Origin of the sequence: Gordonia zhenghanii (assembly GCF_021738965.1) — a bacterium.
GTDB lineage: Bacteria > Actinomycetota > Actinomycetes > Mycobacteriales > Mycobacteriaceae > Gordonia > Gordonia zhenghanii.
Genome location: NZ_JAKKOQ010000001.1, coordinates 148,740 through 173,974 on the forward strand (window position 1 = coordinate 148,740; position 25,235 = coordinate 173,974).

The following is a 25,235-nucleotide window of genomic DNA, read 5'->3' on the forward strand; positions in this document are numbered from 1 at the left end:
ATGAACGAGCTGACAATCCCGACGTACGACCCGGCCACTCTGGTGCGATCGATCACCGTCGACATCGAAGCACCCGCAAGCGTTGTCTGGGACGTGCTCGTCGATCTCGACGAGTACCCGAAGTGGAATCCGTTCTGCATCGCCGTGAAGTCGACGCTGGAGATCGGCGCTCCTTTCGAGATGACATTGACCGACTACTCCCGTGGCGAGGGAACCTTTTTCTACACCGAGTACGTCTGCGCGGTAGTACCGGAGAAGCTCCTGTCATGGGAACTGCTGCCCACCGCCGAGTCGCAGGACGCCGCACGTCGCGATCAGGTGATCGAGGCAGTATCCGAGACGGCCTGCCGATATTACTCGACAGACGCCTTCCTCGGTTCGCAGGCTCACACGATCATGGCCGAGAGCGGCGAATGGGTGAAGCGCGGGTTCGACGACACCGCGATCGCACTCAAGGAACGCGCTGAAGCCGTGCACTCAGCGCGCTGACCAGTACGAACGACGGAAATGCCCGGCGAAACCGATTCGCCGGGCATTCTCGTTTCTTCTGGTCAGTCGACGGCGGCCGACTCCCTCATTGCCGAATTCCTCGATCGCCGGTCGTCGGAGGCTCCTTCGATCCGGCCGTCGTCGTTCGCGACGCCGCGAGTCGGAATCGTCCCGAACGCCACGACAGCGACCACAGCAGCGATGACGATCAACACGGCAGCCGAGTACGGATTGTCGAAGACCGCAGTCATCTTGGCTGCGAGATACGGACCCGCGCCGCCCCCGATGGCCGAGCCAAGACCGAAGGCGACGGCCGCCCCGCTGTACCGGACACGGGCCGGAAACACTGCGGTCAGGGCGGCATACGCGGGGATCGCCGCAGCACCGGCCAGCCCCGTGGCCAGTGCGTATCCGAGAGCAGAGACAGTGAAGTCGCCGCCAGTGGCTTTCATCGAATACATCACCGGGAAGATCACGCACCCGAGGATTCCCACGAGGATCACTAAAGTTCCGCGCCGACCGAGACGGTCGATGACCATCGCAGACACGATCAGCACGAGGATGGCGCCCGCGCCACCGACAGCCGCGATGGCTGCGGCGCGCCCCGGTGACACGCCCACCTCCTGGTTCAAATAGACCGGCAGGTAGCCGGCGAGGATGTAACCGATCATCAGGATCGCCGCGCTGAGTACCACCAGGCGAATCACCACACGCCAGTATTGGCTGAACAACTCCCGCAAAGGCTCCCGCACTGGCTGTGACTCGTCAGCGATCCGACGGAACTCCGGCGAGTCTTCCAACCGCACGCGCAGCAACAGACACGTCGCAGTCAGCGGCAGCGACAGCAGCAACGGAATCCGCCATCCCCACCCGTCCATGGCGGCATCGGAAAGGATGAACGATACGAGAGTGACCACGGCGGGAGCGACCGCAGTGCCGACCGTGAAGCCGATCGGCGTGATCGCGCTGAGGCGGCCGTGGTTCGAGTTCCCCGCGTGCTCGGAGATGAACGTCGTCGAACCCATCTGCTCGCCACCCGCGGCGAAGCCTTGTGCCAGACGCAGGACTACCAGCAGGACCGGTGCAGCGACCCCGATCGTCGCGTACGTCGGCAATAGGCCGATCAGTGTCGTGGAGATCCCCATTGCGACGATCGTCGTCACCAAAGTAAATCGCCGACCCCGGCGGTCGCCGAGTCGTCCGAAGAACAGCCCGCCCAGAGGCCTCGCGACGAACCCTGTTCCCAATGCCGCCAACGAGGCCAGCGTCGCCGCAGTGGAACTGTCACCCGGGAAGAACAGGGGCGCCGTGTACGCGATGACGAACACATAGACGATGAAGTCGTACGCCTCAACGACAGTACCGAGAAAACCGGCCGTCGAAGCGCGCCGGACGATGGCCGGCGAGGGGGCGTTCTGTGTGCCCATACTGGGCTCCTATCTGCGGTCGGCGGTACGAGAGATGATGAAGTCGGTCAAGCATGCGACGGTCGTGACCGAATCGGATTCGTCAGGGAACAGCAACGGCCAGGTGTGCGAGCGGCCGGCGACAACCTCCAGCCGTGCCGAGACATCGTTCTCCGCGAGCGCGTGGGCGAGGCCCACAGCATCGTCAACGAGCGCCTCATGGGCGCCGACTTGGAGCAACGTCGGCGGGAATCCCGCAAGATCGGCCAGCAGGGGCGACACGAGAGGGTCGTCCGCGGAAGCACCCTGCAGGTAGGCCTCGCGGGCGGCCACCGCCGCCGTATACGGGAAGTACACGTCCGGCGACGATCGATAGAACGGTGAGATACACCGGAGATCGAGCCACGGAGAGAGCAGTGCGAGCCCGTCCGGCGTTCGAAGCCCCGCCCTGATCGCGGTCGCGGTGACTGTTGCAGACAGTCCTGCGCCCGCCGAGTCGCCGGCGATCACCATCGGGCCGTCCATTGACGACACGAGATCCTCATACACATCGACGGCATCGTGCAGGCCCGCCGGGAACGGATTCTCAGGCGCTAGACGATATCGAGGGATCACGACGGTCGTGCCCGTGGCGTCGGCGATCACCGAGCAGTATCTCAAGTACGCCTCCGGGCTCCCCATCCGGAAGCCGCCACCGTGCAGATACAGGACCGTGCCTGCGTCGCCGGCGCGGAGTACGCGGCAGGGCACTGAGCCGTACGACGCATCGCCGACCGAAACCTTCAGTGACGGATCAACAGGTGCGGCCGCGAACTTAGCTCGGCGTTCGATCAGATCGGGGTCGGCCGGCACCCCCGCGCGTTCGGCAGGCAGGCGCGCCGCCGAGGTCGACGTCGCCATCAGCTGTCCGACTCCCGGCCGGAGATCATTGCGTCAGGGTGTCGAGCGGCGACCGTCCGCCGAATGCCGTCACGCCAGTCGACCGTGCACGGGCCGGTGATGTCGAAACGTCGCGAAACGTCTGCGATCGATCCCCGATGGGTCCCATCGATCGGCGCGACGTCGATTGTCGCCTCGATCCCCATCAACTCGCCGGCGTACGCGGACCATTCCTGGGCACTGACCGCCTCGTCGCCCGCCCAGTTGACGACGGTCGCGGGCACCGTCGCAGCCTGCAGCAGACTGCTGACCTGGATATTGATGTCGTCTTCGTAGATCGGGCTGTACATGCACGGGTCCCAGCGGGTGGTGACCGGGAGGCCGGCGGCGATCGCATCGACGTGCAGTGCGGGCAGACCGCCGTTGGGGCCGAACGAGGCGTTCATCCGGGCGATCGTCACCGGCACTCTGAACGCGCGAGCCGCCAAACGGGCAGTCGCCTCCTGTCCGATCTTCGATATCGAATACGTCGGGCAGTGGGTGCTATTGCACTCCCCCAACGGCGACTCCTCGGCGAATATGTACATCGGATCGTCCTGCGGGCGGTACACGGAGTGCGTGGACATCACCAGCGCGCCACGCGCATTCCGGCAGTGCTGGAGCAGCAGCCCCGTGCCCTCAGCGTTGTCGCGCAGCGCTGCGTCGTAGTCCCAACCGGACGCCTGGTTCGCCGCGAGATGCACGACGTAGGTGAAGTCAGTCGGCAGGTCGGTGAAGTCACCGCGCCCCACGTCGCCTTTGACCGGGGTCACGCCGGCGTCGGCGAGATGCTGCCAGTCATTCTGCTTGCTGAATCGTGCAAGCCCCCAGACTTCGTTGTCCGCACTCAGTTGACGCGCGACCGGAAAGGCGATCTGGCCTGTGGCCCCGGTAACCAGGATCTTCTCACCGCTCAGCATTATTGACTGACCTCACAGATGTAGGGACGAGCATCGTGCTCGTCGTGACTGGGATTCGCTTGACTGGAATCTGCCGCACACGCCCTCGGATGCGTACGAGGATGCGCGGAACTCGAGGCCCCGCGCATCCGTCACGATCACCAGAGTTGATCGGTGTACTTGTCGGTTCCGACCTCGGTCGGGATGAACGGCGCCGCGAAGGTCACGCGTCCCGCGCCGGAGCTCTCCACGTCAGCGGCGTAGTCGACGATCTGTTGCCAATTCTCGGTCGGATCGCCCTCCAGAAAGCACATCTGCATGATTCGGTCCATCGTCCCGCCGTCGTTGCCCATCTTCATCGGCACGTTGTGGTTGGCGGGCCACGGCTTCATCCGCCAGCTGCTCACCTGATCGACCGCACCCTTGGCCAGCAGTTCGCGAACCGGCCCGGCGTCGAGCACGGCGATCGACTCGTCGCGCGCAGCGGCGTCAGTCGGTTCGATCATGATCGCAACCAGACCGCGGTAGTTGTGGTCGAGTGCGAGTTCGAGCGGCACGCCGTCGCCGTGCGCGGAGACTCGCGAGTCGGGCAGGTACTGAGCAGTGTGCACGTGCTCGCGTTCGGGGAATCCGCGGCCGGCACTGTACAGCTCACCGACCTGCGTTCGGCCCCACAATTCGGCCTCCTCCATCTCGGGCTCATGGACCCAGTACGTCGCAAGGTACGAGCCCGCGTTGACCGGCTCGGCGACCGGGCTAGTGTGCGGGAACCGCAAATCTTTGAGATTGCGCGGCGCGACCCAGCGGCGACCGGCGAACCAGCCCGGCCCGATCATGCAGCCCGCGTAAATGTGATCCCGCTCGTACCAGCGGTTGTACGCGACTTCGTAACCACGCGAGGGGTCCACCAACGTGAAGAGCATCTGGCCGATCTTGACCGGTGCTTCTGTCATCACTGCTTCAGTCATTTTCTTATCTCCTTGGATTCGGAACGCATGGAATTGTTGATGAAAGGCGAAAGAGGCCTAGTGCTCGGTGACGAGACCGTCGAGTTCGCCGTCGGCGCGCCACTTCTCGAGCAGCTCGAAGTACTCGAATCCGGGAACGTAGACGCCGGAGACCAGCGGGTTCCGGTTGTCAGTGATCTTGCCCTCGTTGTTGTAGAGGCCCGGGGTACACGTCGTCAGCCAGTCGGTACGGGTGGCGGTCTGATCGCTCATGACCTTGCCCCAGGCCTCCTCGGCCTCGGCCGTCGGCTCGATGGTCCGCGCCCCCGACGAGCGGCACTGATCGATCACGTACACCATGTGGACGGCCTGCTCGTCGATCAGATGGGCGATGTTGCTGACGGTCGCGGTCTGGGTGAAGCCGAGCAGGAACAGGTTGGGAAAGTCTCTCGACAGGAATCCATGCAGCGTCCTGAGGCCGTTCGCGAACTTTTTCGACAGTCGGTTGCCGTTGCGACCGACGACGTCGTAACCGGCCTTGTCGGACCACGTGCGGCCGCCCTGGAAGCCGGTCGCGAAGATGATCAGATCGAACTCGCGCTCCTGGCCGTCCGTCACGATCCCGGTCTCGGTGATCCGTTCGATCGGTGTGGTCGCCGTGTCGACGACGTCGACTGACTCCTTGTTGAATGCCGGGAGGTACTCGTCGCTGAATCCGGGACGCTTGCACATCGTGCGGTAGTACGTCTTGAGCTTCGCGGCCTTCGACTCGTCGGTGACGACGGCATCCACACGGGCACGAAGCATCTCGTTCCACTCGTAATCCGAGCGCTCCAGCGCGTCCACGTACTGTTCGACGGTCGGGCTCTCACCGCCCGCCGCGAACACCGCCTCCATCTGGTACTTGGCGAACCTGACCCAACCGTCGTCGACGTCGCTGACGACCGCGTGGTCTTGCACGCATTTGTCGAACGCGACGCGCCGCGTGCTATGCCAGCCCGGCTTGAGTGAGGCGAACCATTCGACGTCGGTCGCCGCGTTCTGGCGCGGCATCACCTGCGTCGGCGTGCGTTGGTAGACGACGAGCTCGTCGGCGTACTCGGCGACCTGCGGAATCACCTGCAGGCCGGTCGCACCGGTGCCGATGATCGCGACCTTCTTACCTCGCAGCCCATTAAGGTTGCCGCTGTCGTCGCCACCGGTGTAATCGAAGTCCCATCGGCTCGTGTGGAAGCTGTGTCCCGCGAACGACTCGATTCCAGGAATACCGGGAAGATGCGGGCGCGTGAACAGACCACTCTGTGTGGCGACGAATCGCGCACGGAATTCATCGCCGTTGTCCGTCCGTACGGTCCACCGAGCAGCGTCCTCATTCCACTCCATATCGGTGACCCTCGTCTGGAAGACGGCGTGGTCGTACAATTTGTTCTGGCGAGCAAGCGACTGACAGTAGGCGAAGATCTCACTGCCGCGGATGTAGCGCTCAGTCGGGACGTACCCAGTTTCCTCGAGGTACGGAAGGTAGATGTACGACTCGACGTCGCAGCGGACACCTGGGTACCGGTTCCAGTACCAGGTGCCGCCGAAGTCGGCTGCGACGTCCAGGATCTTGTAGTTCGAGACGCCGATCTTCTCGAGCTCGATGCCGGCGGTCATACCCATGAACCCCGCGCCGACCACGAGCACGTCGAGATCGAGCGACATCGGGCTGGCCTGTCGCGGACCGTCGACGTACGGATCAGTATCGAACTCCGAGAATTTTCCGGTGAATCCGATCGCTTGGAACTGATCGGAGCCTTCCTTCGTCAGGCGCTTGTCGCGCTCGGCCGCATACTTCTGACGGAACGTTTCCAGCTGATCGACTTTTCGGCCGGGAGTGAAGGAATGAGGGTCTGAAATACCGACATTTCGGTCATTCATGGGTAGGTCCTAAGAGGGTCGTTGTGGATGGTCGTCGGTGCCGAGACCTCGGTCGAACTAGACCGAGGTCACCAGGCGGTCCCTGCGGGAATGTGCATGAACTCGATGCGGTTGCCGTCAGGATCGGCGACGAACGTGAACTGCGCGCCTGCCGGATCGTCGAGCCCACAACGACTGTCCGGGACGAGAGTTCCGCCGTAGCCGACCATCGCCTCGGCGGTCGCATCGATGTCGTCCGCGAAGAACGACAGGTGGGTGAGGCCGAGGTGGTTGCGGCGATGGTGCGGCTCCCCGATCACTCCCGGCTTGCTGTAAGCCAGCAACTCGAGGCGCATGCCATCCTTCTCGATCATGGTCGAGGTAAGGCTGCACGGCGCGTCGACCTCGGGAATCTGCTCGTCGAGCTCATAGTGAGCGAGCTGCTCGAACCCGAGACCGTCTCGGTAGAACCGGAGACTCTTCTTTAGGTCGCTCACACAGAGTCCGACATGGGAAGTGCGGTACGTGCTGGCAGCGGCATTCTGAGTCATTGTGATGATTTCCTCTCGGTCCAAGTTGAGTGGGTGGCCGGCGTTCAGCCGACCGCCACCGGGGTGACGGGGCTGGCCGTACCGCCAGAGATGTTGAGCGCACCGATCGTGAGCAGGAATTCGTGGCATCCGTCTGCCGCGAGCTCCTTGAGATCCAGGTTCTCGACGAGGTGGATTCCGTTGTCGACCAGCAGCACGATGTGCCCGCCGAGGTAGATATCCCGATCGAACGGGATCGCCTCGACGGCCGAGTTGTCTGATCCGACGAGCGCGACATCGCATTCGGCCAAGTACGTGGCCGCCTCGACACCGATGCCTGGCTGCGGCAGGAGCTCCCCCTGCGTTCGCATGAACTCTTCGAGCCAGCCGGTTCGGATCAGCACAAGGTCGCCCGCAGCCAGCGCGACTCCCTGTTTGTCGAGCGCCTGCTTCAGATCGCCACGGGTGACCACATAGCCGGCGGCGAGCGCGTCGACACCCTTGGACGCCGCGACGTCGATCAGCACGCCACGACCGACGATCGGGTCGACGTTCTCGATACCGCACTTGTCTGCGCCCGAGTACGGACGTACGCCATCGTGCGGATAGCCGTTGTAGATTTTGCTCTCGGAGTACACGTGGCACAGCGCATCCATGTGAGTGGAGGTGTGCGACGGCATGATCAGCTGATCCTCGTGCGCGCCGACGCCGGGGGCGCCGCCGTTCGCCTGCGCCATGGCCTCGTCGTCGTGGTTGATCATCGTCAACCGCTGCGGCGTGCCGCGGTACTCCATGTTCGGCACACCCGATCGCTGGATCGGGATGCCCAGGCTGTATCGCTTGCCGGTCCGCGGGATACGCAGAGCCGCGAGCACACTCTCGGGTGTCAATAGGTTGAGCGCGCCCTTCTCGTCCGCCGCGCCCCAGCGCCCCCAGTTTGACCTACGTGTACTCACATCGGCTCCTTCGTCCGTCAATCGTGTCAATTTGCCCTGGCAATCATGCCCGAGGGAAGTAGGCGCAGTCACTACGACCATCTGTCGTGATAGGAATCACTGTAGCCAGTGGCTACCGAGTCGTCAACATGTTCGCGGTGTTTTGTACATAATCACTGGTCATCGGGCGATCCTCACTACGCTCACGCGTACATCTGACGGCGAGCGCGGCGAGAGCCCGTCAATGGCGTCGGGAGCCATCACGAGCCACCCCGGCGGCCGTACAGCGCGCGGCTCCTGGCAGCCCGACATCGTCAGATAGACGTGACGACCACAGGCTCCGCGGGCGTCCGCAGGTCGATTCGATCGACCTCGCCCACCCGGTTGGTCGGAACTGCCACTTGAACGATGTTGCGGGGCACCAGGATCGTGGCGACAAGCGCGATGATCGCGACGACGGCGCAGGAGATCCACGCAAGGGCCATTCCCGTGGACGTATACAGCGGGACTCCGTCTACGACGTCAGCGACATTCGAGTTCAGCACGGTGAACACGGCGACGGGCAGAATCGCGCTGATCGTGGATTGGCACGTTGCCACGATGCTCGCCGTTGACGCCTGAAGCTCCGGCGGCACCGATTGGAACTGGAGGTTGGGGATCGAACTGTAGGTCAGACCGGTTCCAGCGCCGGTGATCACCGCCGCCACCATCACGACCCACTTGGTGTCCATCCCCGTGACGACGACGACGGCTCCGACAGCCAACAGAGCGGTACCTGCCGCGCACAGGATGCGGGGCGGGAGGCCGCGGCCCATCATGACACCGACGAGAATGCCACCGAGGACCTGCGCGACACCGAGTGGAGACTGAATGAGCGCGAATCCCTCGGCGTCGATGCTGAACCCGTACCCGAGCCCCAGGGATGCCGACGTCATGCACATCATCGGAAGGATCGTGGCGCTGATCGTTGTAGAGCCGTACCCCATGCCGGCGGCGATCGCGGTCAAGCCGATCGACCGACGAGTCAGCAGCCGGAGATCGATCAGCGGCTCAAGGATGACTGTCGCCGAGTAGATCCAGAGGCCGAGGAGAACTGCGCCGACGAGAAACAATCCCAACGTCTTCCCCGACGCCCATCCCCAACTCACTCCGAAACTGACCGCTATCAGAATCGCGCCGATGCCACCGCCCAATAGTGCGCCGCCGACGAGATCGATCTTGGAACGCAGACGGTAGGTCGATTCATCCGTGGACAGTTTGATGGAGATGCCCGTTATCACCAGGATGATCGTGAAGAACCAGAAGAGCGACCGCCAGCCGAAAGCATCGAGGAGCCAGCCAGTCAGGAACGGTGTCGCGATGAGGACGATTCCCATTCCACTGGTGATAAGGGCGACTGACATAGCGACGATCTTCGGTGGATAGACGTCGCGAACGAGCGAATAGCTCAGGAACAGGCAGGAGACGAGCAGGCTCGACATTGCTCGGCCGGTGAGGAGCAGCGCGAAGTTCGGTGCCACTGCCGATACCAGCGAGCCGGCTGCGGCGATGAAAACACAGAAGAGCAGGACGCGACGTTTGCCGACCATGTCGGCAATCTTCCCCAAGGTAGGACTGATCACCGCAGCGACCAGCAGGAATGAGGCCTGAATCCAACCGCCTTGATCGGTATGGAAGTACGCCATAATGGCCGGCAGCCCGGTGGAGATCATGCTGGAATTCATGGTGAGTGCTTCGAGCAGCACAACCAGCGATACCAGCGACAGGAGTATTCGAGGCGACCAACCCTTTTCAGGGGCTGGAGGACCCGAAACGTGAACTGAGCCAGTCTGTGCCATCGATGTTCCTTTGTTTGTCCGTGAAGGGCCTGAAGGAGTCGCGCGGTTCTGGGAACCCACGAGGAAGGTGCGCGGTCGCCGCGTCTTTTCGGTACGACTCGACGCGGCCGATCGTTCGAGGATTCGAATGACCGTGGCCGCTGATCGAGAGCTGTATGTGGGATCGGCGAACGGGGGCGGTTGTCTCGTTCACCGTGGTGAACGCCGGTCGAGTTCAGGGACGAGAGAAGTCGATGACCGCTCGGCCGTGCAGTGAGCCGTCCCGGAGCTTTCCGTAGGCTGTCTCGATATCGTCGGGCGAGAAGACCTCGACAGGACTCTGAATCATTCCACGCCTAGCCAAGGCCATCACCGCTTCCAGATTGCGCACGGTGGAACCCTGATAGGTGAAGACCTCGCCATCGCGGGGCAGCATGTGGAACCATTCACCGGGCGCTGCGAGGCGACCGCCGCCTGCGCCGACGAGCCCGTATTTGCCGCCGGGCCGCACGGCCGCGATCCCGGTGGCAATCGTCTGATCGATCCCAACGAAGTCCAGGAGCGCGTCGGCCCCGCGGCCGTCCGTCAGCTCGCGTATCTGGTCCAGCGTCGAGTCATTGACTCCCTCGAACGTCTCGTGCGCGCCGAGTTCGCGCGCCACTGCCAGCTTGTCGGGCGACATATCGATCGAGACCACGAAGGCGGGACTCACGGCTCGGAGGAACTGAAGCGCGAACGATCCCAGCCCGCCCGCACCGAACACCACGACTGTCGACTCCGGCGTCAACGACCCCCGGATGCGATCGACGCCGTGGTACGCGGTGGAGCCCGCATCGCTGAGCGGAGCCGCGCGGATCGGATCGAGCCCGTCGAGCGGCACGATGTCTCGCGGATTCTTCACGAGCACGAAGTCGGCGAGGCCACCGTCATCACCGTAACCGCGACCGGCACCCGCGTTGCTGCAGTTATTCTCAGCGCCATGCAGGCAGTACCAGCACTTTCCACAACTGCTCGCGGGCAAGACCACGACCGGCTCGCCCACGCTGGGGTGCTCGACTCCCTCCCCCAATGCCGAGACTTCGCCGGCGATCTCGTGGCCGAGAGTGAACGGGAACGTCCAACCCGCCGGCTCGACTGCGGCCGCAGGCATCTCCTGCATGTCGAGGTCGGAACGACACAGACCGACTGCGGACACCCGGACGACTACCTCCCCGGGGCCCGGCGTCGGCTCGGCAACCTCCGCCCATGTGGCCGCGGCGAGGGGTGCCATGATCCGGAAAGCGCGCATTCTTCACTTCTCTCAATCGGGGGGTCATTAATTCGTACCGGTCGCAGATCAGTGAAAACTGATGCGCACCAATCACTTCGGCAGCAATTCGCAGGCATCACGGGCGGCCGCCACGCGAAGTTCCGATCGCCACTTGAGTGATCTAGACCATATTCACTCCATATAGTGACTCCACACACTGTAGCCAGTGGCTACAGTGGCGTCAATGATTTTTGTGGATTCATCGCATCCGATCCTCGCGACGCTGGCGTGGCCAGGAGACATCGGGACCGATGCCGGGCGATGAGGGCCTCGTATCCGTCGACAAAGTCTTCGGCGGCAGCGACCGACCTCGCGTCTGCGTGCACACACAGCCAGGTGGCGCCCGCGGCCCGCAGATGATCGACCTCGACGTGCCAACGCGCGATCGACTCATCGTCGGCGACGTCGACAGGAGGCGCCTCGACCTGGATATCGATCTCAGACAAGCTTCGGTCGACCTTCGTCAACTCGGCCGCGAGCGCATCGACTGTCGCGGCGAATGCCGCCACGCCGTCGATCGCCTGGGTTCTGATCGAGGCGGAGACACCGGCGTCAGCGATGACCGGGCACCACCCGCTGCCGAACGTGGCCACGCGGCGGCGGGCAGCTCTACTGTTGCCCCCGATCCACAGCGGAGGATGCGGGGTCTGCACCGGACTCTGCAAGCGCATCTCGCCGATCGCCGCGAAATCAGTGCCGACTACGGGAGTCGACGGGTCACGCCAGATGCTCGACAAGGCACCGAGCGCCTCGTCGAACAGTTCCGGACGCCGGACGAACTCGACGCCGAGAGCGGCGAACTCTGAGCGGAGGTAACCGGCGCCGACCCCGGCGATGAGTCTGCCGCCCGACAGAGTGTCGAGAGTGGTGAGTTCCTTCGCGGCCAGATACGGATTTCGGACCGGGAGGACGAGAAGGTTCGTCATGAGCTTCAATGACGTCGTCGCGGCGGCGGCGAACGCCAGTGCTACGACCGGCTCGAAGGTGTCGTGGCCACCGTTGCGGAACCACTTCGCCGACGGAGCGGGGTGATCTGCGAGGCAGACTGCCTCAAACCCGCGCATCTCGGCGCGGCGGCTGATCTGCGCGAGCGCCGACCCGGTGAGCATGCTCGGATGCGCATCGGGCACGTCACTCGGATACTCCAGGGTGAATTTCATGCTGCACTTCCTATCTTCGCGGCGTCGGACCAGTCGTCTTTACTTCGTGCCCTTGATGGCCTGCCGTCCGGCCGTTGCGCCGCCGTCGACCACCAGGTCGTGACCGGTGACGTAATCGGCCTCATCGGAGGCGAGATACAGGATTCCCGTCGCCATCTGCGCCGGATCCGCCGCGTAACCGATCGGCTGGATGCCGTCCAGCACCTTGATGAACTCGGGGTCCGACGGGGCCATCCCCGACAGCATGGTGCCGGGCGACAGCGTGTTGACACGAACGCCCTTCGAGGCGAGTTCGATCGCACATGCCTTGGACATCCCGATCACAGCTGCCTTGGAGCCGCTGTAGAACGCCATGCCCTCGGTCGGCAGGGACCCGCCGTTCGAGGCGGTGTTCACGATGGCGCCTGCCCCCTGGGCAGCCATCACTCGTCCCGCTGCCCTGGTGCCGTAGAAGGCTCCGAGAATGTTCACACCGACCATGCGGTCGACTTCTTCGTTCGGTGCGTCGATCAGTGGACTGCCGCCGAACACCCCCGCATTGTTGACCATCACGTCAAGCCGGCCGTAGCGCTCGACAACCCCACTGACCAGGCTGTCTACTGCGGCCGAGTCCGCAACGTCAGTCTGGACGAACTCTGCGCCGGCCGCAGCGGCGACGGAGGCGCCCGGGTCCGCGTTGACGTCCGCAGCGACGACGGCGGCACCCTCCACGAGCATCAATTCCATCGTTGCCTTGCCAAGTCCCGACGCTGCGCCGGTGACGATGACTATCTTGTCCTGCATTCGATTGCCCATGTATGACAAGCCTCCTTCAGCGCGTGCGACGATCGCACGAGCCCACACTGAGTCCTGTGGTCAGAACTCAATCTCAATCGGACCTTCGGACGGCCGAGACTGACACCCCAGCACGTACCCTTCGGCAGCGTCTTCAGGCTCGAGGACGTCGCCGGCGTCAGTGGTGACCGCCCCCTTGGTCACGCGGCACACACATGACCCGCATTCGCCGGACCGGCATGAGTACGGGACCGCGACGTCGCGCGCCAGCAGTGCATCGACCAGCGTGAGGTCAGTCGACCACTCGAAGTTGTGGGTGAGGCCGTAGAGAAGCACGGACGTCTCGACTCCAGATGAGCCTCCCGGCTCGAGCATGTTCACCGGAACAGGCGTCGGTGTGAACGGATCCCCGGTGATGGACGAGAAGACCTCCCGGTGAAACCGCTCGCGCGGCACCCGTGCCGCCTCCACCGCAGCCGCGACGGCATCCATGAAGGGGCCAGGCCCGCACACGAACACTTCGCGCGAAGTATCCGCATCGATCACTTCGATGAGATGCGAAGTCGTCGGAAATCCACTGACGCCGTCAAACCAGTGGATCACGGTGAGTCGGCCTCGGTGCGCGTCCCGCAGACCGTTGAGCTCACGAGCGAAGATGACCGAATCCGCGTCACGGTTCGCATAGAAGAGAGTGACCGCCCCTGCCCCGTTCGCGAGGATCGCCTTCAGGATCGACATGACCGGGGTGATCCCACTGCCCGCCGCGAAGAGCAGCACGTCGACGTCGTAGGACGTCGGCGTAAATCGGCCTGCGGGAGGCAGGACGGTCACCAACGCGCCAGTCTGGACGTTGTCGCAGAGCCAGTTGGACCCGTATCCGGACGAAATCCGCTTCACAGTGATCTTCAGGTCCGCGTCGAGGGACGGCGCGCTCGACAGCGAATACGAGCGGGCGACGTGGCCGGTCAGCTCACTCGGGATCGCGATGGTCAGGAACTGTCCGGGATCGTATGCGAACGTCGGACGGTCGACTTCTGTCGGCCGAAGGACGATCGATCTGGCATCCGGCGTCTCATCGATCACCGCCATCACTTCGAGTAGGTGCCCCCTGCTCGAAGGCTCTCGGGCAGTGAGATCGGTCGGCTGCACGACGTTCCTACTCCGCGCTCGCGAACTCGAAGTCGAAATCCCCGGGATGGGGATGGACGCACATCCCGAAATACTCTTCGCCGTCCCACGGAGCGCTGACCTGTAGCCGACCCCATTTGTTGACGTAATAGTTCTTCCGCGTCGCGCTTGTCTGCGAGAGGTAGATCAGCCGGCTCGCTTCCTTGTGCAGCTGTTCGTTGTAGTGGTCGAACGCCTCACGCCGGATCACCGTCGAGCCGTAGCCGTTGTCGAGCATCTGCAAGATCAGTTCGGCGATGTAGCTGCACCAGGTCTCCAGCCAGATCGGCAGGCCCGCACCGCTTGCGACGGGCTGTGAATTGGGGCCGTACAGCATGAACAGGTTGGGGAAACCTGGCACGGTCATGCCGAGATGGGCTTGCGCACCCTGCACCTTCCACACGTCCTCGAGACTCACACCGTCCGCGCCGATGTATTCGGTCGGCCACAGGAATTTCTCTGTCTGGAATCCGACCGCCGCGATGATCAGATCCGTTTCCCGCCGCGCGCCGTCGGCTGTCTGCACGGCCGAGTCGGTGATTCGATCGATCGGGGTCGTAACCAGCTCGACACTGTCTCTGGTGAGCGACGCGTACCACTGATTGTCGACTACCGGTCGCCGGGTCATCGGAGGATAGTCCGGTACCAGTTTCTCGACCAGATCCGCACGGTCGTTCACCTGATCGCGGATGTAGCCGACCAGCATCTCCCGCATCGCATCGTTGCGTTTGCTGACGTCGCCGCCGTCGGCGATCCACTGCTCGTCAGCGATGAGGAGCTCACGAAGGTCGTTCGACGCGAATCCTGCAATGTACTTGTTCCAGTTCCAGTAGAAGGGCATTGTCTGAATCAGCCACTGAAGTTCGTCGGAGATCGCTTCGCCGTACTTCGCGCGCGGCGAGATCCACTGAGGGGTCCGCTGGTAGACCGTCACCGACGCCGCCTCGCTCGCGACCTTCGACAACAGCTGGACACCGGTCGAACCGTTACCGATGATCGCGACCTTCTTCCCGGCGTAGTCGATCGAGTCGTTCCACTCAGTGGTGTGCACGATCTGGCCGGAGAAGTCTGCGGCGCCCTCGACCGACAGTTCGCGCGGTGTCGCGAACAGTCCGCTCGCCGCCACCACGACGTTGGCGACGACTGTGGTCGGCTCCTGGTCGGCCACCGATACCGTCAGGGACCACGTCTTCACGTCGTCCGCGAACTCTGCAGCTGTGACATCGGCGTCGAAGACTATGTGCTCGAACACGCCGTGCTTTCGCGCGACATGGTCGAGGTACGCACGCACTTCGGACTGGCGCGCGAAGTACTCGGTCCACGGATACTTCTTCTCGAATGAGTACTCGTACGACGCACTGAGCGTGTCGACGCGGACGTCGGGATAGGTGTTGATGCTCCACACTCCCCCGATCTCCGAGCGACGTTCGTAGATGGTGAACTCGATGCCGAGCCGGGCGAGTTGTACGCCCATCGCGATGCCGGAGAAGCCGGCTCCGACGATCGCGACGGAGTAGCCATCCGGCGCCGATGTCTCACCTTTCGGTTCCCGCTGAAAGGTCCAATCAGGGAACGACAGGATCTGGCGGCGCATGAACAGATCCTCGGCTTCCAGATCGCGGGCCTCGGCCATGCGGATGAGATCGCTGATCTCGTCCTGGGACGGTACGTGCGCCTCATCAGCGAGGTCACCGGCGATCAGGTAGTCGACCGCTTTCGACCGGATCAGGTCCGCGTCGGCATCGGCGACCACCACTGTGTCAGCCACCAACCCTGCGACGCGTTGAGCTTTCACCGCGGCGACCTCGAGATCACCGGTCGCCTGAAACAAGGCCATACGCAGGGCGTTTACATCTGCGGCGGAAACCGCGCGCTCGACGAATTCACGGTCTGGCATTTGGGGATTCAATTTCTCACTCCTGTACGTGCTCCAGTCGGGAACGCCGAAGCGCCCAGCTGAGTGTCGGGAAGGATCGTCTGCGCGGTCGGCACTTGCGGGCGGACTGACGTCAGGCAGGCGAATGCGCGACGGTCTGGCCGTCGACGAAGCGCTCGCGCAGCTTCTGCTTACGGATCTTCATGGTCGGGGTCTTGGGAAGCTCTGTGACGAACTCGAGTTGCTCGGGAAACTTCGCGGGCGAGATGCCGGCCTTCTTGCAGTACTCCCGCAGTTCGTCGAGGCAGATGGTCTGCGCCGGGTCGACGAATTGCACCACTGCGCATATCCGTTCACCGCGGACCTCGTCGGGAAGCCCGATCACCGCGACGTCCTCGATCGCCGGGTGCGCGACTACAACGTCTTCGATCTCGGACGGGCTGATCGATTCGCCCTTACGGATGATGAGATCCTTCTCCCGGCCGACGAGGGTGAGGTGGCCTTCGCGCCCGAGTGTGCCGATGTCACCAGTGAAGAACCAGCCGTCGGCGTCGAAGGGCTTCACGATCGTTCCGTCGACGATGTAGTGCTTGAATAGGATCGGGCCACGCAGCCACACTCGGCCGACCCCACCGACTGGAAGGACCTCGTCCGACTCGGAGCGGATCTCGATCTCGCAGTTGCGAACCGCGCAGCCAGACGTCGTCGCGAGTTGATCGACAGTGTCACTCGGTCGGGCCGACGCGATCATCGGCGACTCGGTCATGCCGTAACCGTGCAGGACTGCCACACCGACCTCGGTGAAGACCTCGTGGAAGAGCTTCTCCGGCATGGGAGCACCGCCGCCTACCAGCATGCGCAGAGTTGGAACCACCGGAACGCCTGGCTGCTTCCGCTGCTGCTGGAGAAGCAGCGAGTAGTGCGGCGTCGATCCGCCGGTGAAGGTGACTGCGTGCTTACGCATCAACTCGACGGCGGCCGCAGGTTCGTACACCTCCATGAGCACCAACGACATGCCGCTCGACAGCGAGGCGACCAACATGTCGGGACCGCCGATGTGCGCGTACGGGAACAGGATCGTCCCGGTGTCCGCACTGGTCACTTCGACGGCGTCAACGATGCCGAGGCCGCCTCCGATGAGTGTTCCGTCCGTGTGACAGACTCCCTTCGGTGCCGAAGTGGTCCCGGATGTCGTATAGATCCAGCGGATCTCGTCCGCGCCGGACCTGACTGGCGGGAGAAGCGTCGGATCGCCCTGCGGCAATCCGCCGGTCAGGACCAGGGTGCGCAATGATCCGGGCACCGAGGCTCGGACTTCGTCGGCCATCCGGGCATGATCGAATCCACGGAACTCGCCGACCGTGATCAGCCATCGCGACGCGCACTGCTCAACCATCGCGGTGACCTCGCGTCCACGATAGAGCGGGATGATCGGATTCTGGACGACGCCCAGACGAGACAGCGCGAGACTCATCACGATTGCGTCGATGCTCGTGGGGAGCTGCCAACTGACCACGGAGCCCGGCTCGACGCCCAGGGCAAGCAGGCCCGCTGCGGTGCGCTCGGCAGCGTCACTGACGTCAGTGAACGTCTCCTGGCGGTTGTGCTCGTCGATCAGCGCCACCGCTGTCGGGGTCTGTTCGACTCGGTCGGTGAGGAGCGACCAGACCGATGTCGCCTCGCTGATCGGATTCGGCGTGTTCATGACCGGTCCTGCCTTGCTTCCACAGGCAGCGGTGCCTCACTGAGCAGCGGGTAACCGGTGGTCAGCATGGAGTTCGCGTGTCCGAGCCAATGCATGTCGAACGCCGACTGCAGTGCTGTCTGCTGGCCCATGATGTCCAACGTCTGGTTGACGGCACGCTTACCTTGGCGGAGGGCCCAGGCGTCCATCTGCGCGATCTCACGAGCGAGATCCATCGTCTGCGACTCGAGTTCGTCGAGCGGGACGACGCGGTTGACCATGCCTGCGGTGAACGCCTCATCAGCGGAGAAACTGCGCGCGGTAAAGATCATCTCCTTCGCGCGGCGAGCGCCCAGTTCCCAGGTGTGCGCATGGTATTCGACTCCGCCGACCCCGAACTTGGCGACTGGATCGCTGAAGAAGGTGTTGTCGGCCGCGACAATGAGATCACACGGCCAAATGACGTTCAGAGCGCCGGCGATGCACGCGCCCTTGACCGAGGCGATGCTCGGCTTGGGGACGTCACGCCAGCGGCGAGAGAACCCGAGATAGAACTCGGTCTCCCAGCCGTAGGCCTTCTCCAGCTGACTCTTATCCGCCGACGGCTCGTAGCCGCTGGTCACGGATTTCAAGTCGTGGCCTGCCGAGAAGTTGTCGCCGTTGGCTCGGACCACGATGACCTTGACCGCGTCGTCTGTTGCCGCCGCCCGCCATGCAGCGTCGAGTTCCTCGAGCATCGACTCGTTCTGCGCGTTGTGCTTCTCCGGACGATTCAGAGAGATCAGGGCGACTGCGTCCTCTATCCGATAGTCGATCAGCGACATAGTCACACTCCTTCGTAGAGTCCGGTGATCGTCGAAACGATCGAGCTGTTGAGGTCAGCGGCGTCGCCGAAGTCGTACTGCCAGCGTTTGGCGGCGTCGGTGAACAGATGAACGTTGGACTCGACCATGTAACCGATGCCTGCGTGGACTTCGTGCGCGCAATGGACGATCTCGCGAGCGGTGAGGATCGCCTGGTTGCGCATGAGGTCGACATACGGCCGGCCGTCACCGGTGGTGTCAAGTGCCGTTGCCGCCGCACGGGTGTGCGCCGAGGTGACGTGCGCGTTGAGCGCGATGTCCGTGCACAGATACTGAACGGCTTGGAAGCGGCCGATGGGCCCGCCGAACTGGTGGCGTTGCTGGGCATACAGGACGGTCATGTCCAGGAGCCGCATGCCTGCGCCGTAGACTTGAGCCGCGCGCAGCACGTCGCCGCGCTGTGACGCCAGATCGATCGCGCGGTCGGCGTCAGCGCCGCGAGCGAGGGTCCGCTCGGCGGTGACGGCAACGTCGGTCAACGTAACGCTGAAGATCGGGTATCCACCGATATTCGACATCGCCTCGACGCTTGCGTCCGCCGTATCGACGAGCATCAGGAGACTCTCGCCGTCCTCGGCCGCGTGCACCAGCAGGCTCTCCGCCTGATCGGCGTAGCCGACGCCGAGCAGCCGCCCGGTGGCGGTGCCCCCGGTTACGGTGACCGCCGAACCCCAGTTCTCGGTGCAGAATGCCGGGACGACGACTGCGTCGCCGTCGCCGATGCGCGCTGCCAGGGCGGTCGCCGCTGGTGCGCCGGCGAGGATCGCCGCGTCTCTGGCGACGGTGAGATCGAGCAGCGGAGTCTCCACCAGTGCGCGGCCCATCTCGACGAAGACCGCCGCGATGGTTCCCAGCGAGGCGCTCTCCTCATCGGTTCCCGACGCGTCGGCGAGTTGCAGCCAGCCCAACTCGGCGAACTGACTCACCTGGTCGGCGAACGGAACGGTATTCGAACGGTCGTCCAGCGGTGAGTACCGCGCAAAGACCGACTTGCTTACGTCAGTGAGGGCTGCGAAGTCATCGCCCCATGTCAGTTCCATGATCTTCTCCTATCGCGGCAGACCGAGGCCTCGCGTCGCGAGCACCATCCGTTTGAGCTGAGACGTTCCTCCGGCGTGGTTCGCGAACGATTGTCGATACCAGGCCTCGGGCCTTCCGTTGATCGGTGCATCCGCCGATTCGCTACGTAGCTGACTTGTCGGTCCGAGGACGCGATCGAAGACCTGAGCGAAGACCGGCTCGTATTCCTTGGCGATGACTTGCTGCGCACCACCTGCCCACGGGGTCTTACGTCCCGCGGCGTTGTCGCCGATGATCTCGTAGGCGAGCATTCGCTGGGTCTGCACCATTTCGGCGAGCTTGGCGAGATCTGCCTGCACGTGCGAATCGTCCAGCTTGCCGGGGATCTCCTTGCAGTGCTCGAGCAGTTCCCGCAGTCGGCTCTCCTGCATCGCGTAGATCGGCTCGACAGTGCCCGAAGCGTAGAAGGCGCGCATGATGTACTGCCAGCCCTTGCCCTCTTCGCCGATCAAGGCGTCGGCGGGCACTCGGACCTTGTCCAGATACGTGCTCGACTGCACGCCGCCGCCGTAGTTCCGCATCGGGTGCAGCGTGACGCCCGGCAACGTCAAATCGACCACGAAGATGCTGATCGCGTCGCGCGCAGCATCATCCGTCGAGGTGCGTGCGGCGACGAAGAGCACGTCGGACATCGGGCCCCACGACGTGAACGCCTTCTGTCCGGTGATCACCCAGCTGTCGCCGTCACGGACGGCCTTGGTCTGCAAGCTGCCCAGGTCCGAACCGGCCTCTGGTTCGGTAAGACCTTCGGCCCAGAGGGTGCGCATGTTCGCGATGGCGGGCAACAGAAGCTTCTTCTGCTCGTCTGTTCCGCCCACCAGGATCGTGCCTGCGGCGAGAAAGATGCCGACCGAGTTGATCATCGGAGCGTCAGCGGCATACAACTCCTCCAGAAGGATCTGATTTGCGACCGGCGTTCGCCCCTTTCCCCCGTACTCGACGGGCCAAGTCAGGCCGATCCAACCCTTCTCGGCGACCTTTCTGCTGAAATCGACAGCGATCTGCCACTGCTCCGGAGCATCGTCGAATTCAGGGTTGAACGCGTTCTCGCGAGGCAGTTCAGCCTTCAAGAATTCGCGGATCTCATTGCGCCAACCTTCGAGATCCTCAGTCAACGGTGTGCGCATCAGGCCCCTCCCGCCGACTGTGCGTCGGTGCCGGCCAGTTGCTCTTCGACACGGTGGCCCTTTTCTCCCTCGGAGTAGAAGCGACGGGCCCACTGACGAATGTCTCGGAATCCGGCCGCCTCCGCAGTCGCCAAGCCCGGCGGCTCGGTATAGCGCTGGTGCTCCCAGATCGCGATGTCCGCACGCACTTGGTTGATCGCGCTACGCTGCCGTTTCGCCACCTTGTTTTGGTCCTGCCCTGGTTCGATGCTCGCCCACGCGGAGAACCGCAGGATTGACGTCTCGTCGTCGACCGGCGTGACCGCGGAGAGGCTGCAGACGTCGCCGACACCCCATGCGTAGGCGTACCCAAGTCCGAGCCCGAGCAGCGTCGCCTTGGTGCCACCGGGAACGGACTCGATCTCACCGTCCACACCACGGACTTTGAATGCCAAAGCCAACTCGGTCTTGAAGTCGTGATCACCGAATTCCCGGTTTACCACCGTCGGAATCTCGTCCGCACGGTGCACATATTTGAAGTGCGCGAAGTCAACGCCGTTCTCGGCCGCATACTGCGGATGGATGGGAGCCTTCGCGTGCTCGTACCGACCGGACTCACCGAGGGCGTGGTAGTTCTCGGCAGGCCCGCTGTCGTCGAACAGGTCGAAGATGCTGGGAACGTCATATGCGGGCCCGTCGCCGCTCACGTCGTGCCACACGTACATGACTCCGTCACGTTCGGCCGCCGTCCACACGCCGATCCGGCGCACCCGGTTCGTCGACTTCTGGTACGGAATGCACGTGTTTCTACCGTTGGGACCCCATCGCCATCCATGGAAGGGGCACTGGATGTCGTCGCCCTGCACAGTTCCGCCGTACGCGAGATTGGCGCCGAGATGCTCGCAATACGCGTTCATCACGACCAACTCACCGTCGTCGGTCCGGTAGGCGACGAGATCCTTTCCGAAGTATCGGAGCGGCAGGACGGCACCCGCCTCCAGTTCGTCAGACCATCCGATCTGGAACCAGCCGATGGGCTTCATCGACAACGCCATCGATGTCATTTCAGATCTCCTCGCTGTTTCGGCACTGCCAAGGGTGGCTGTTCGGCACCGCCGCGGATGAAAAAGAAGTCCAAAGGAACTCGCGGTTCGAAGCGCCCTCCCCGGAGACTCCGGTCCCCCAGGGCTCGCCATACGGCCCGCCAGCTCCGTGACTGCCATCACTGTAGCCGTTGGCTACGTATGCGTCAATCCCGTCAACTTGAGTGGCTACATTCTGCTTGACGCCACCCTTGGTCGGCTCTACAGTGTGGCTACGAATGAGGCGTCCGCCACGGAGCTGGCAGGCATTTCGGATTTCGAATTACCCAATCGACCGGACAAGGCGAGTCGCATCCGCGGCGTGCGCTGAGGTTCGGCCCATTTTTCTACGATGATCAGTGAGGTTGAGACGTTGAGAGCTCTTGTGTTCGACGGAAACGAGAACAAGATCGTGGACGGGGTAGAAGTCCGCGAACCCGGCGTCGGCGAAGTCGCTGTCCGGATCGAGGCGAGCGGGCTGTGCCAAAGCGACCTGAGCGTCATCAACGGCAAGATTCCGTTCCCGGTGCCAGTGATCCTCGGGCACGAGGGCGCCGGAGTAGTGGAGGCCGTCGGGCCCGGTGTGACGACTCCGGCGATCGGCGATCATGTCGTGCTGTCGACGCTCGCCGCGTGCAGGATGTGCGCATCCTGCTCAAGCGGCCATCCGACGATGTGCCGCGAGTCGTTCGGCAAGATCGCGACTCCGTTCCGAATCGGCGACACGGAGGTACACAACTTCGCCGCGCTGTCGACTTTCGCTGAGCGCATCGTCGTCTCCGCCGGCCAGGCCGTGCCCATTCCGAAGGACGTCCCGATGGAAGCCGCGTGCCTGATCGGCTGCGGCGTCCTGACCGGAGCCGGCGCCGTGATCAACCGCGCCCGCGTTCAGATCGGCGATTCGGTCGTCGTCATCGGCGCCGGCGGCATTGGCCTGAACGTGATCCAGGCGGCCCGTATCTCGGGGGCCACGAAGATCATCGCCATCGACACGAATCCCGACAAGGAGGCGACCGCGCGGACGTTCGGCGCCACCGAGTTCGTCAACCCGTCCAGCGTCGACGCCGTGGCCACCGTCCGGTCGCTCACCGACGGAGGCGTCCACCACGCGTTCGACTGCGTCGGCGGAGAAGCGATCACCAGCATGGCGATGGAGATGACCGACTGGGGCGGCCAGCTCATCATGCTTGGCGTCGCCGGTCCCGAAGCCAAGCTGTCGGTGCCTGCGAGCACCTTCTACATGGACCGCTCGGTGCTCGGATGCCGGTACGGATCGTCGAGCCCGGGCACCGACGTGCCCCGCTACGTGGACCTCTACCAGTCGGGCCAGCTCTACCTGGACCAGCTGGTCACCACGGTGTACGACTTCGAGGACTACGACTCGCTGTTCACCGACGCGCGAGCGGGTCGCCTGGACCGCGGAGTACTCCGCATGAAGACCGAGTCAGCCGCCTGATGGTGCTGTGCACCCGCTGCGCGACCGCGCCGCGGGTGCCGTCCATTTACCGGTTCGGTCGCGTCGCGTAAACGAGCACTTGCAGCATCTCCGTCACTTCCCGACGGATGTCGGATGCCGTTCGGTCCGGACTATCTGCGAGCTCGGTTAGATAGGGCTCGTACAGATTCCATACGGCACCGACCAACGCCAGGAGCGATGCGAGCACATCCGAATCGAATTCTGCACGGACATCCGGCTTCCGATCTTCGCCATTCCAAAGGGCCTCGATCTGATTTCGATAACCGCGAGACTTCACTCCGTTCAACAGCCGATCCGGCGGAGTCCCCTCGAATACCGACCATGTCAGCATTCGGCCGAACTGACCGGAATCGACGTCTGCGCCGAATGAGTTCTCAAGGGCCGCATACGCGTCGTCTTCCTCCGAGAGTCGGTCACCACCGTACGTCACAAGCATCTCCATGACGCTCATGAGAAGGTTCTCTTTCGTTCGATAAAACCGATGAATAAGGCCGTAAGAGACGTCGGCCGCGGCCGCGACCTCACGCAAGGAGACTTTCGCAGGGCCTTTTCGCGCGAACAGATCAGCGGCCGCCAGGAGGATCGCATGCTGCGCACCGGAGTCCTCCCCTTTCGGCGGCGGCACCCATGCGGGAACAGGCTTGCCCCCCTTACCTTTCGGCCCGTCACTTGCGGCGGCAGTCCCCGGCGTCAACGCCGAAGCCATCGCGAGCACAACGTCCTTCGTGGCCGGATCGAACAGCATGGTCGCCGGTGTACGCCCCCCCTCGGCCGCTGTCGTCATCCATTCCGCAAGAGCGCGGCTTCCGACCTCGGCGTCGACGACATCCAGAAGCTCGGCGACCTCCTCGCGCACTTCGTGGTGATCGAGATCGAACTGCCACGTCGGAAACAGGGTCACCTGAGGGCCCGAATAACCGAGCATCCTTCTATTCTTCAACCGCCTGTTGATTGCCTGCCGGCTAATTTTGAGAAATTCTACGACTTGAGGAGTCGGCCACAACTCCACAGCCGTCTCGACAACGTCATTAGTGCCACCCATGGTGCGAAGGTTACCAGCTGGTCGATCCGGCAATGGTGCATGAATTCAGGTGTCCCTGATCCGCGTCTCCCCGTCGACGGCCCACCATTGAATAGGAACTCATTCACTCCGAGACCCATGCAGCACCGTCGGCACTAATAGCTTGTACGACCGATCTTCGGGTCTCAATTTTCGCCCGGCGTTCTCCCAATCTGGGCTGTTCGGATTGATTGCGGCGTCGCTGACTATTGGCGTCGGCGCGACGACGCAGACCAGGCTGCGCCGACGGGGCTACGATCGACGCATGAGTGACACTTCCGGTAACAGCAAGAGCGCGACGTACGCGCTGCGCAGCAAGCTGCCCCAGAACAAGATCGGCGACGCGCTGTTCTCCCTTGGCATGGTGGCGCGAGTCCCATACTTCGGCACGATCCTCCCGCTCGTCGAAGAGATGGAGCCCGGCTACTGCCGCGTGACCGCGCCCAAATGGTTCGGCGTCCACAATCACATCGGTACATTCCACGCGATCGCCGCGTGCAACCTCGCGGAGACCGCGATGGGGATGCTGATGGAGGCGACGGTGCCCACGACGCACCGGTGGATCCCGAAGGCGATGAACGCGCAATACCTGACCAAGGCGACCACGCGGCTGACCGCGCATGCCGAGCTCGCCGAGCCGATCGACTTCGATGCGCTCACCGAGGGCGCCGACGTCATCGTGTCGATCCGGATCCTCGATCGGGAGAGCACAGAAGTGGTGCACTGCGACATCACGACCTGGGTGACGCCCGCTTAG

General features: G+C 63.5%; 22 protein-coding genes. 3 read left to right on the forward strand and 19 right to left on the reverse strand.

The window, feature by feature from the left end; genetic code table 11:
- A complete protein-coding gene (locus L5G32_RS00590; RefSeq protein ID WP_237009070.1) occupies positions 1-489 on the forward strand; it encodes an SRPBCC domain-containing protein in 489 nt (162 codons plus the stop codon).
- A gap of 62 nt (positions 490-551) precedes the next feature.
- On the opposite strand, the gene L5G32_RS00595 is transcribed toward L5G32_RS00590, so the two are convergent.
- The 18 genes from L5G32_RS00595 to L5G32_RS00680 all read right to left on the reverse strand — a co-directional run bounded on the left by L5G32_RS00595 (position 552) and on the right by L5G32_RS00680 (position 21,923).
- Positions 552-1,916 carry an MFS transporter gene (locus L5G32_RS00595; RefSeq protein ID WP_237009071.1) on the reverse strand — a complete coding sequence of 455 codons (1,365 nt, stop codon included), beginning with the start codon at positions 1,914-1,916 and terminating at the stop codon, positions 552-554.
- Positions 1,917-1,925: 9 nt separating this feature from the next.
- Entirely contained in the window at positions 1,926-2,795 is an 870-nt protein-coding gene (locus L5G32_RS00600; protein WP_237009072.1) for an alpha/beta hydrolase, read from the reverse strand.
- Positions 2,795-3,733, reverse strand: a complete 939-nt coding sequence (locus L5G32_RS00605) for an NAD-dependent epimerase/dehydratase family protein (RefSeq protein ID WP_237009073.1) — start codon at positions 3,731-3,733, stop codon at positions 2,795-2,797. Before L5G32_RS00605 ends, L5G32_RS00600 begins: the two co-directional genes overlap by 1 nt.
- Before the next feature lie 137 nt (positions 3,734-3,870).
- Complete coding sequence (locus L5G32_RS00610; protein ID WP_237009074.1) at positions 3,871-4,680, reverse strand: hypothetical protein; 810 nt, start codon at positions 4,678-4,680, stop codon at positions 3,871-3,873.
- A gap of 57 nt (positions 4,681-4,737) precedes the next feature.
- Positions 4,738-6,579: a flavin-containing monooxygenase gene (locus tag L5G32_RS00615; protein WP_237009075.1), complete on the reverse strand. Its 1,842-nt coding sequence runs from the start codon at positions 6,577-6,579 to the stop codon at positions 4,738-4,740.
- Between the two features lie 68 nt (positions 6,580-6,647).
- Positions 6,648-7,238 carry a VOC family protein gene (locus L5G32_RS00620; protein WP_308191999.1) on the reverse strand — a complete coding sequence of 197 codons (591 nt, stop codon included), beginning with the start codon at positions 7,236-7,238 and terminating at the stop codon, positions 6,648-6,650.
- On the reverse strand, positions 7,154-8,044 hold the full coding sequence (locus L5G32_RS00625; RefSeq protein ID WP_237009077.1) for a cyclase family protein: 891 nt from the start codon (positions 8,042-8,044) through the stop codon (positions 7,154-7,156). Before L5G32_RS00625 ends, L5G32_RS00620 begins: the two co-directional genes overlap by 85 nt.
- A 293-nt stretch (positions 8,045-8,337) precedes the next feature.
- On the reverse strand, positions 8,338-9,747 hold the full coding sequence (locus L5G32_RS00630) for an MFS transporter (protein WP_237009078.1): 1,410 nt from the start codon (positions 9,745-9,747) through the stop codon (positions 8,338-8,340).
- Positions 9,748-10,075: 328 nt separating this feature from the next.
- Positions 10,076-11,128 (reverse strand): alcohol dehydrogenase catalytic domain-containing protein, encoded by a 1,053-nt coding sequence (locus L5G32_RS00635; RefSeq protein ID WP_237009079.1) that lies wholly within the window; start codon positions 11,126-11,128, stop codon positions 10,076-10,078.
- A 191-nt stretch (positions 11,129-11,319) separates the two neighbouring features.
- Positions 11,320-12,309, reverse strand: coding sequence for a TIGR03619 family F420-dependent LLM class oxidoreductase (locus tag L5G32_RS00640; RefSeq protein ID WP_237009080.1), 990 nt, complete (start codon positions 12,307-12,309; stop codon positions 11,320-11,322).
- A gap of 39 nt (positions 12,310-12,348) precedes the next feature.
- Entirely contained in the window at positions 12,349-13,104 is a 756-nt protein-coding gene (locus L5G32_RS00645) for an SDR family NAD(P)-dependent oxidoreductase (RefSeq protein WP_237009081.1), read from the reverse strand.
- A gap of 60 nt (positions 13,105-13,164) precedes the next feature.
- A complete protein-coding gene (locus tag L5G32_RS00650) occupies positions 13,165-14,172 on the reverse strand; it encodes a ferredoxin--NADP reductase (protein WP_237009082.1) in 1,008 nt (335 codons plus the stop codon).
- 67 nt (positions 14,173-14,239) lie between these two features.
- A complete protein-coding gene (locus L5G32_RS00655) occupies positions 14,240-16,147 on the reverse strand; it encodes a flavin-containing monooxygenase (RefSeq protein ID WP_237009083.1) in 1,908 nt (635 codons plus the stop codon).
- Positions 16,148-16,259: 112 nt separating this feature from the next.
- Positions 16,260-17,831: a class I adenylate-forming enzyme family protein gene (locus tag L5G32_RS00660; RefSeq protein ID WP_237009084.1), complete on the reverse strand. Its 1,572-nt coding sequence runs from the start codon at positions 17,829-17,831 to the stop codon at positions 16,260-16,262.
- On the reverse strand, positions 17,828-18,634 hold the full coding sequence (locus L5G32_RS00665; protein ID WP_237009085.1) for an enoyl-CoA hydratase: 807 nt from the start codon (positions 18,632-18,634) through the stop codon (positions 17,828-17,830). Before L5G32_RS00665 ends, L5G32_RS00660 begins: the two co-directional genes overlap by 4 nt.
- A gap of 2 nt (positions 18,635-18,636) precedes the next feature.
- Positions 18,637-19,713 (reverse strand): acyl-CoA dehydrogenase family protein, encoded by a 1,077-nt coding sequence (locus L5G32_RS00670; protein ID WP_237009086.1) that lies wholly within the window; start codon positions 19,711-19,713, stop codon positions 18,637-18,639.
- A gap of 9 nt (positions 19,714-19,722) precedes the next feature.
- Positions 19,723-20,880: an acyl-CoA dehydrogenase family protein gene (locus tag L5G32_RS00675; protein WP_237009087.1), complete on the reverse strand. Its 1,158-nt coding sequence runs from the start codon at positions 20,878-20,880 to the stop codon at positions 19,723-19,725.
- Positions 20,880-21,923 (reverse strand): Rieske 2Fe-2S domain-containing protein, encoded by a 1,044-nt coding sequence (locus L5G32_RS00680; protein ID WP_237009088.1) that lies wholly within the window; start codon positions 21,921-21,923, stop codon positions 20,880-20,882. The genes L5G32_RS00675 and L5G32_RS00680 overlap by 1 nt, the downstream gene beginning before the upstream one ends.
- A gap of 370 nt (positions 21,924-22,293) precedes the next feature.
- On the opposite strand from L5G32_RS00680, the gene L5G32_RS00685 reads away from it, so the two are divergent.
- Positions 22,294-23,397, forward strand: coding sequence for a Zn-dependent alcohol dehydrogenase (locus L5G32_RS00685; protein ID WP_237009089.1), 1,104 nt, complete (start codon positions 22,294-22,296; stop codon positions 23,395-23,397).
- Between the two features lie 46 nt (positions 23,398-23,443).
- Here the strand turns inward: L5G32_RS00685 and L5G32_RS00690 are convergent, their stop codons facing one another.
- Complete coding sequence (locus L5G32_RS00690; RefSeq protein ID WP_237009090.1) at positions 23,444-24,460, reverse strand: TetR/AcrR family transcriptional regulator; 1,017 nt, start codon at positions 24,458-24,460, stop codon at positions 23,444-23,446.
- Positions 24,461-24,743: 283 nt separating this feature from the next.
- Here L5G32_RS00690 and L5G32_RS00695 point away from each other — a divergent pair, with 283 nt between their 5' ends.
- On the forward strand, positions 24,744-25,235 hold the full coding sequence (locus L5G32_RS00695; protein WP_237009091.1) for a hotdog fold domain-containing protein: 492 nt from the start codon (positions 24,744-24,746) through the stop codon (positions 25,233-25,235).

Excerpts from the sequence above, each read along its gene's own strand:
- L5G32_RS00605 (WP_237009073.1), bottom strand. The coding sequence starts at position 3,733 with ATGCTGAGCGGTGAGAAGATCCTGGTTACCGGGGCCACAGGCCAGATC.
- L5G32_RS00595 (WP_237009071.1), bottom strand. The coding sequence starts at position 1,916 with ATGGGCACACAGAACGCCCCCTCGCCGGCCATCGTCCGGCGCGCTTCG.
- L5G32_RS00690 (WP_237009090.1), bottom strand. The coding sequence starts at position 24,460 with ATGGGTGGCACTAATGACGTTGTCGAGACGGCTGTGGAGTTGTGGCCG.
- L5G32_RS00620 (WP_308191999.1), bottom strand. The coding sequence starts at position 7,238 with ATGCCACGAATTCCTGCTCACGATCGGTGCGCTCAACATCTCTGGCGG.
- L5G32_RS00665 (WP_237009085.1), bottom strand. The coding sequence starts at position 18,634 with ATGTCGCTGATCGACTATCGGATAGAGGACGCAGTCGCCCTGATCTCT.
- L5G32_RS00590 (WP_237009070.1), top strand. The coding sequence starts at position 1 with ATGAACGAGCTGACAATCCCGACGTACGACCCGGCCACTCTGGTGCGA.
- L5G32_RS00685 (WP_237009089.1), top strand. The coding sequence starts at position 22,294 with ATGATCAGTGAGGTTGAGACGTTGAGAGCTCTTGTGTTCGACGGAAAC.
- L5G32_RS00655 (WP_237009083.1), bottom strand. The coding sequence starts at position 16,147 with ATGCCAGACCGTGAATTCGTCGAGCGCGCGGTTTCCGCCGCAGATGTA.
- L5G32_RS00640 (WP_237009080.1), bottom strand. The coding sequence starts at position 12,309 with ATGAAATTCACCCTGGAGTATCCGAGTGACGTGCCCGATGCGCATCCG.
- L5G32_RS00645 (WP_237009081.1), bottom strand. The coding sequence starts at position 13,104 with ATGGGCAATCGAATGCAGGACAAGATAGTCATCGTCACCGGCGCAGCG.
- L5G32_RS00615 (WP_237009075.1), bottom strand. The coding sequence starts at position 6,579 with ATGAATGACCGAAATGTCGGTATTTCAGACCCTCATTCCTTCACTCCC.
- L5G32_RS00695 (WP_237009091.1), top strand. The coding sequence starts at position 24,744 with ATGAGTGACACTTCCGGTAACAGCAAGAGCGCGACGTACGCGCTGCGC.
- L5G32_RS00670 (WP_237009086.1), bottom strand. The coding sequence starts at position 19,713 with ATGGAACTGACATGGGGCGATGACTTCGCAGCCCTCACTGACGTAAGC.
- L5G32_RS00610 (WP_237009074.1), bottom strand. The coding sequence starts at position 4,680 with ATGACTGAAGCAGTGATGACAGAAGCACCGGTCAAGATCGGCCAGATG.
- L5G32_RS00660 (WP_237009084.1), bottom strand. The coding sequence starts at position 17,831 with ATGAACACGCCGAATCCGATCAGCGAGGCGACATCGGTCTGGTCGCTC.
- L5G32_RS00650 (WP_237009082.1), bottom strand. The coding sequence starts at position 14,172 with ATGGCGGTGATCGATGAGACGCCGGATGCCAGATCGATCGTCCTTCGG.
- L5G32_RS00600 (WP_237009072.1), bottom strand. The coding sequence starts at position 2,795 with ATGGCGACGTCGACCTCGGCGGCGCGCCTGCCTGCCGAACGCGCGGGG.
- L5G32_RS00630 (WP_237009078.1), bottom strand. The coding sequence starts at position 9,747 with ATGAATTCCAGCATGATCTCCACCGGGCTGCCGGCCATTATGGCGTAC.
- L5G32_RS00675 (WP_237009087.1), bottom strand. The coding sequence starts at position 20,880 with ATGCGCACACCGTTGACTGAGGATCTCGAAGGTTGGCGCAATGAGATC.
- L5G32_RS00680 (WP_237009088.1), bottom strand. The coding sequence starts at position 21,923 with ATGACATCGATGGCGTTGTCGATGAAGCCCATCGGCTGGTTCCAGATC.
- L5G32_RS00635 (WP_237009079.1), bottom strand. The coding sequence starts at position 11,128 with ATGCGCGCTTTCCGGATCATGGCACCCCTCGCCGCGGCCACATGGGCG.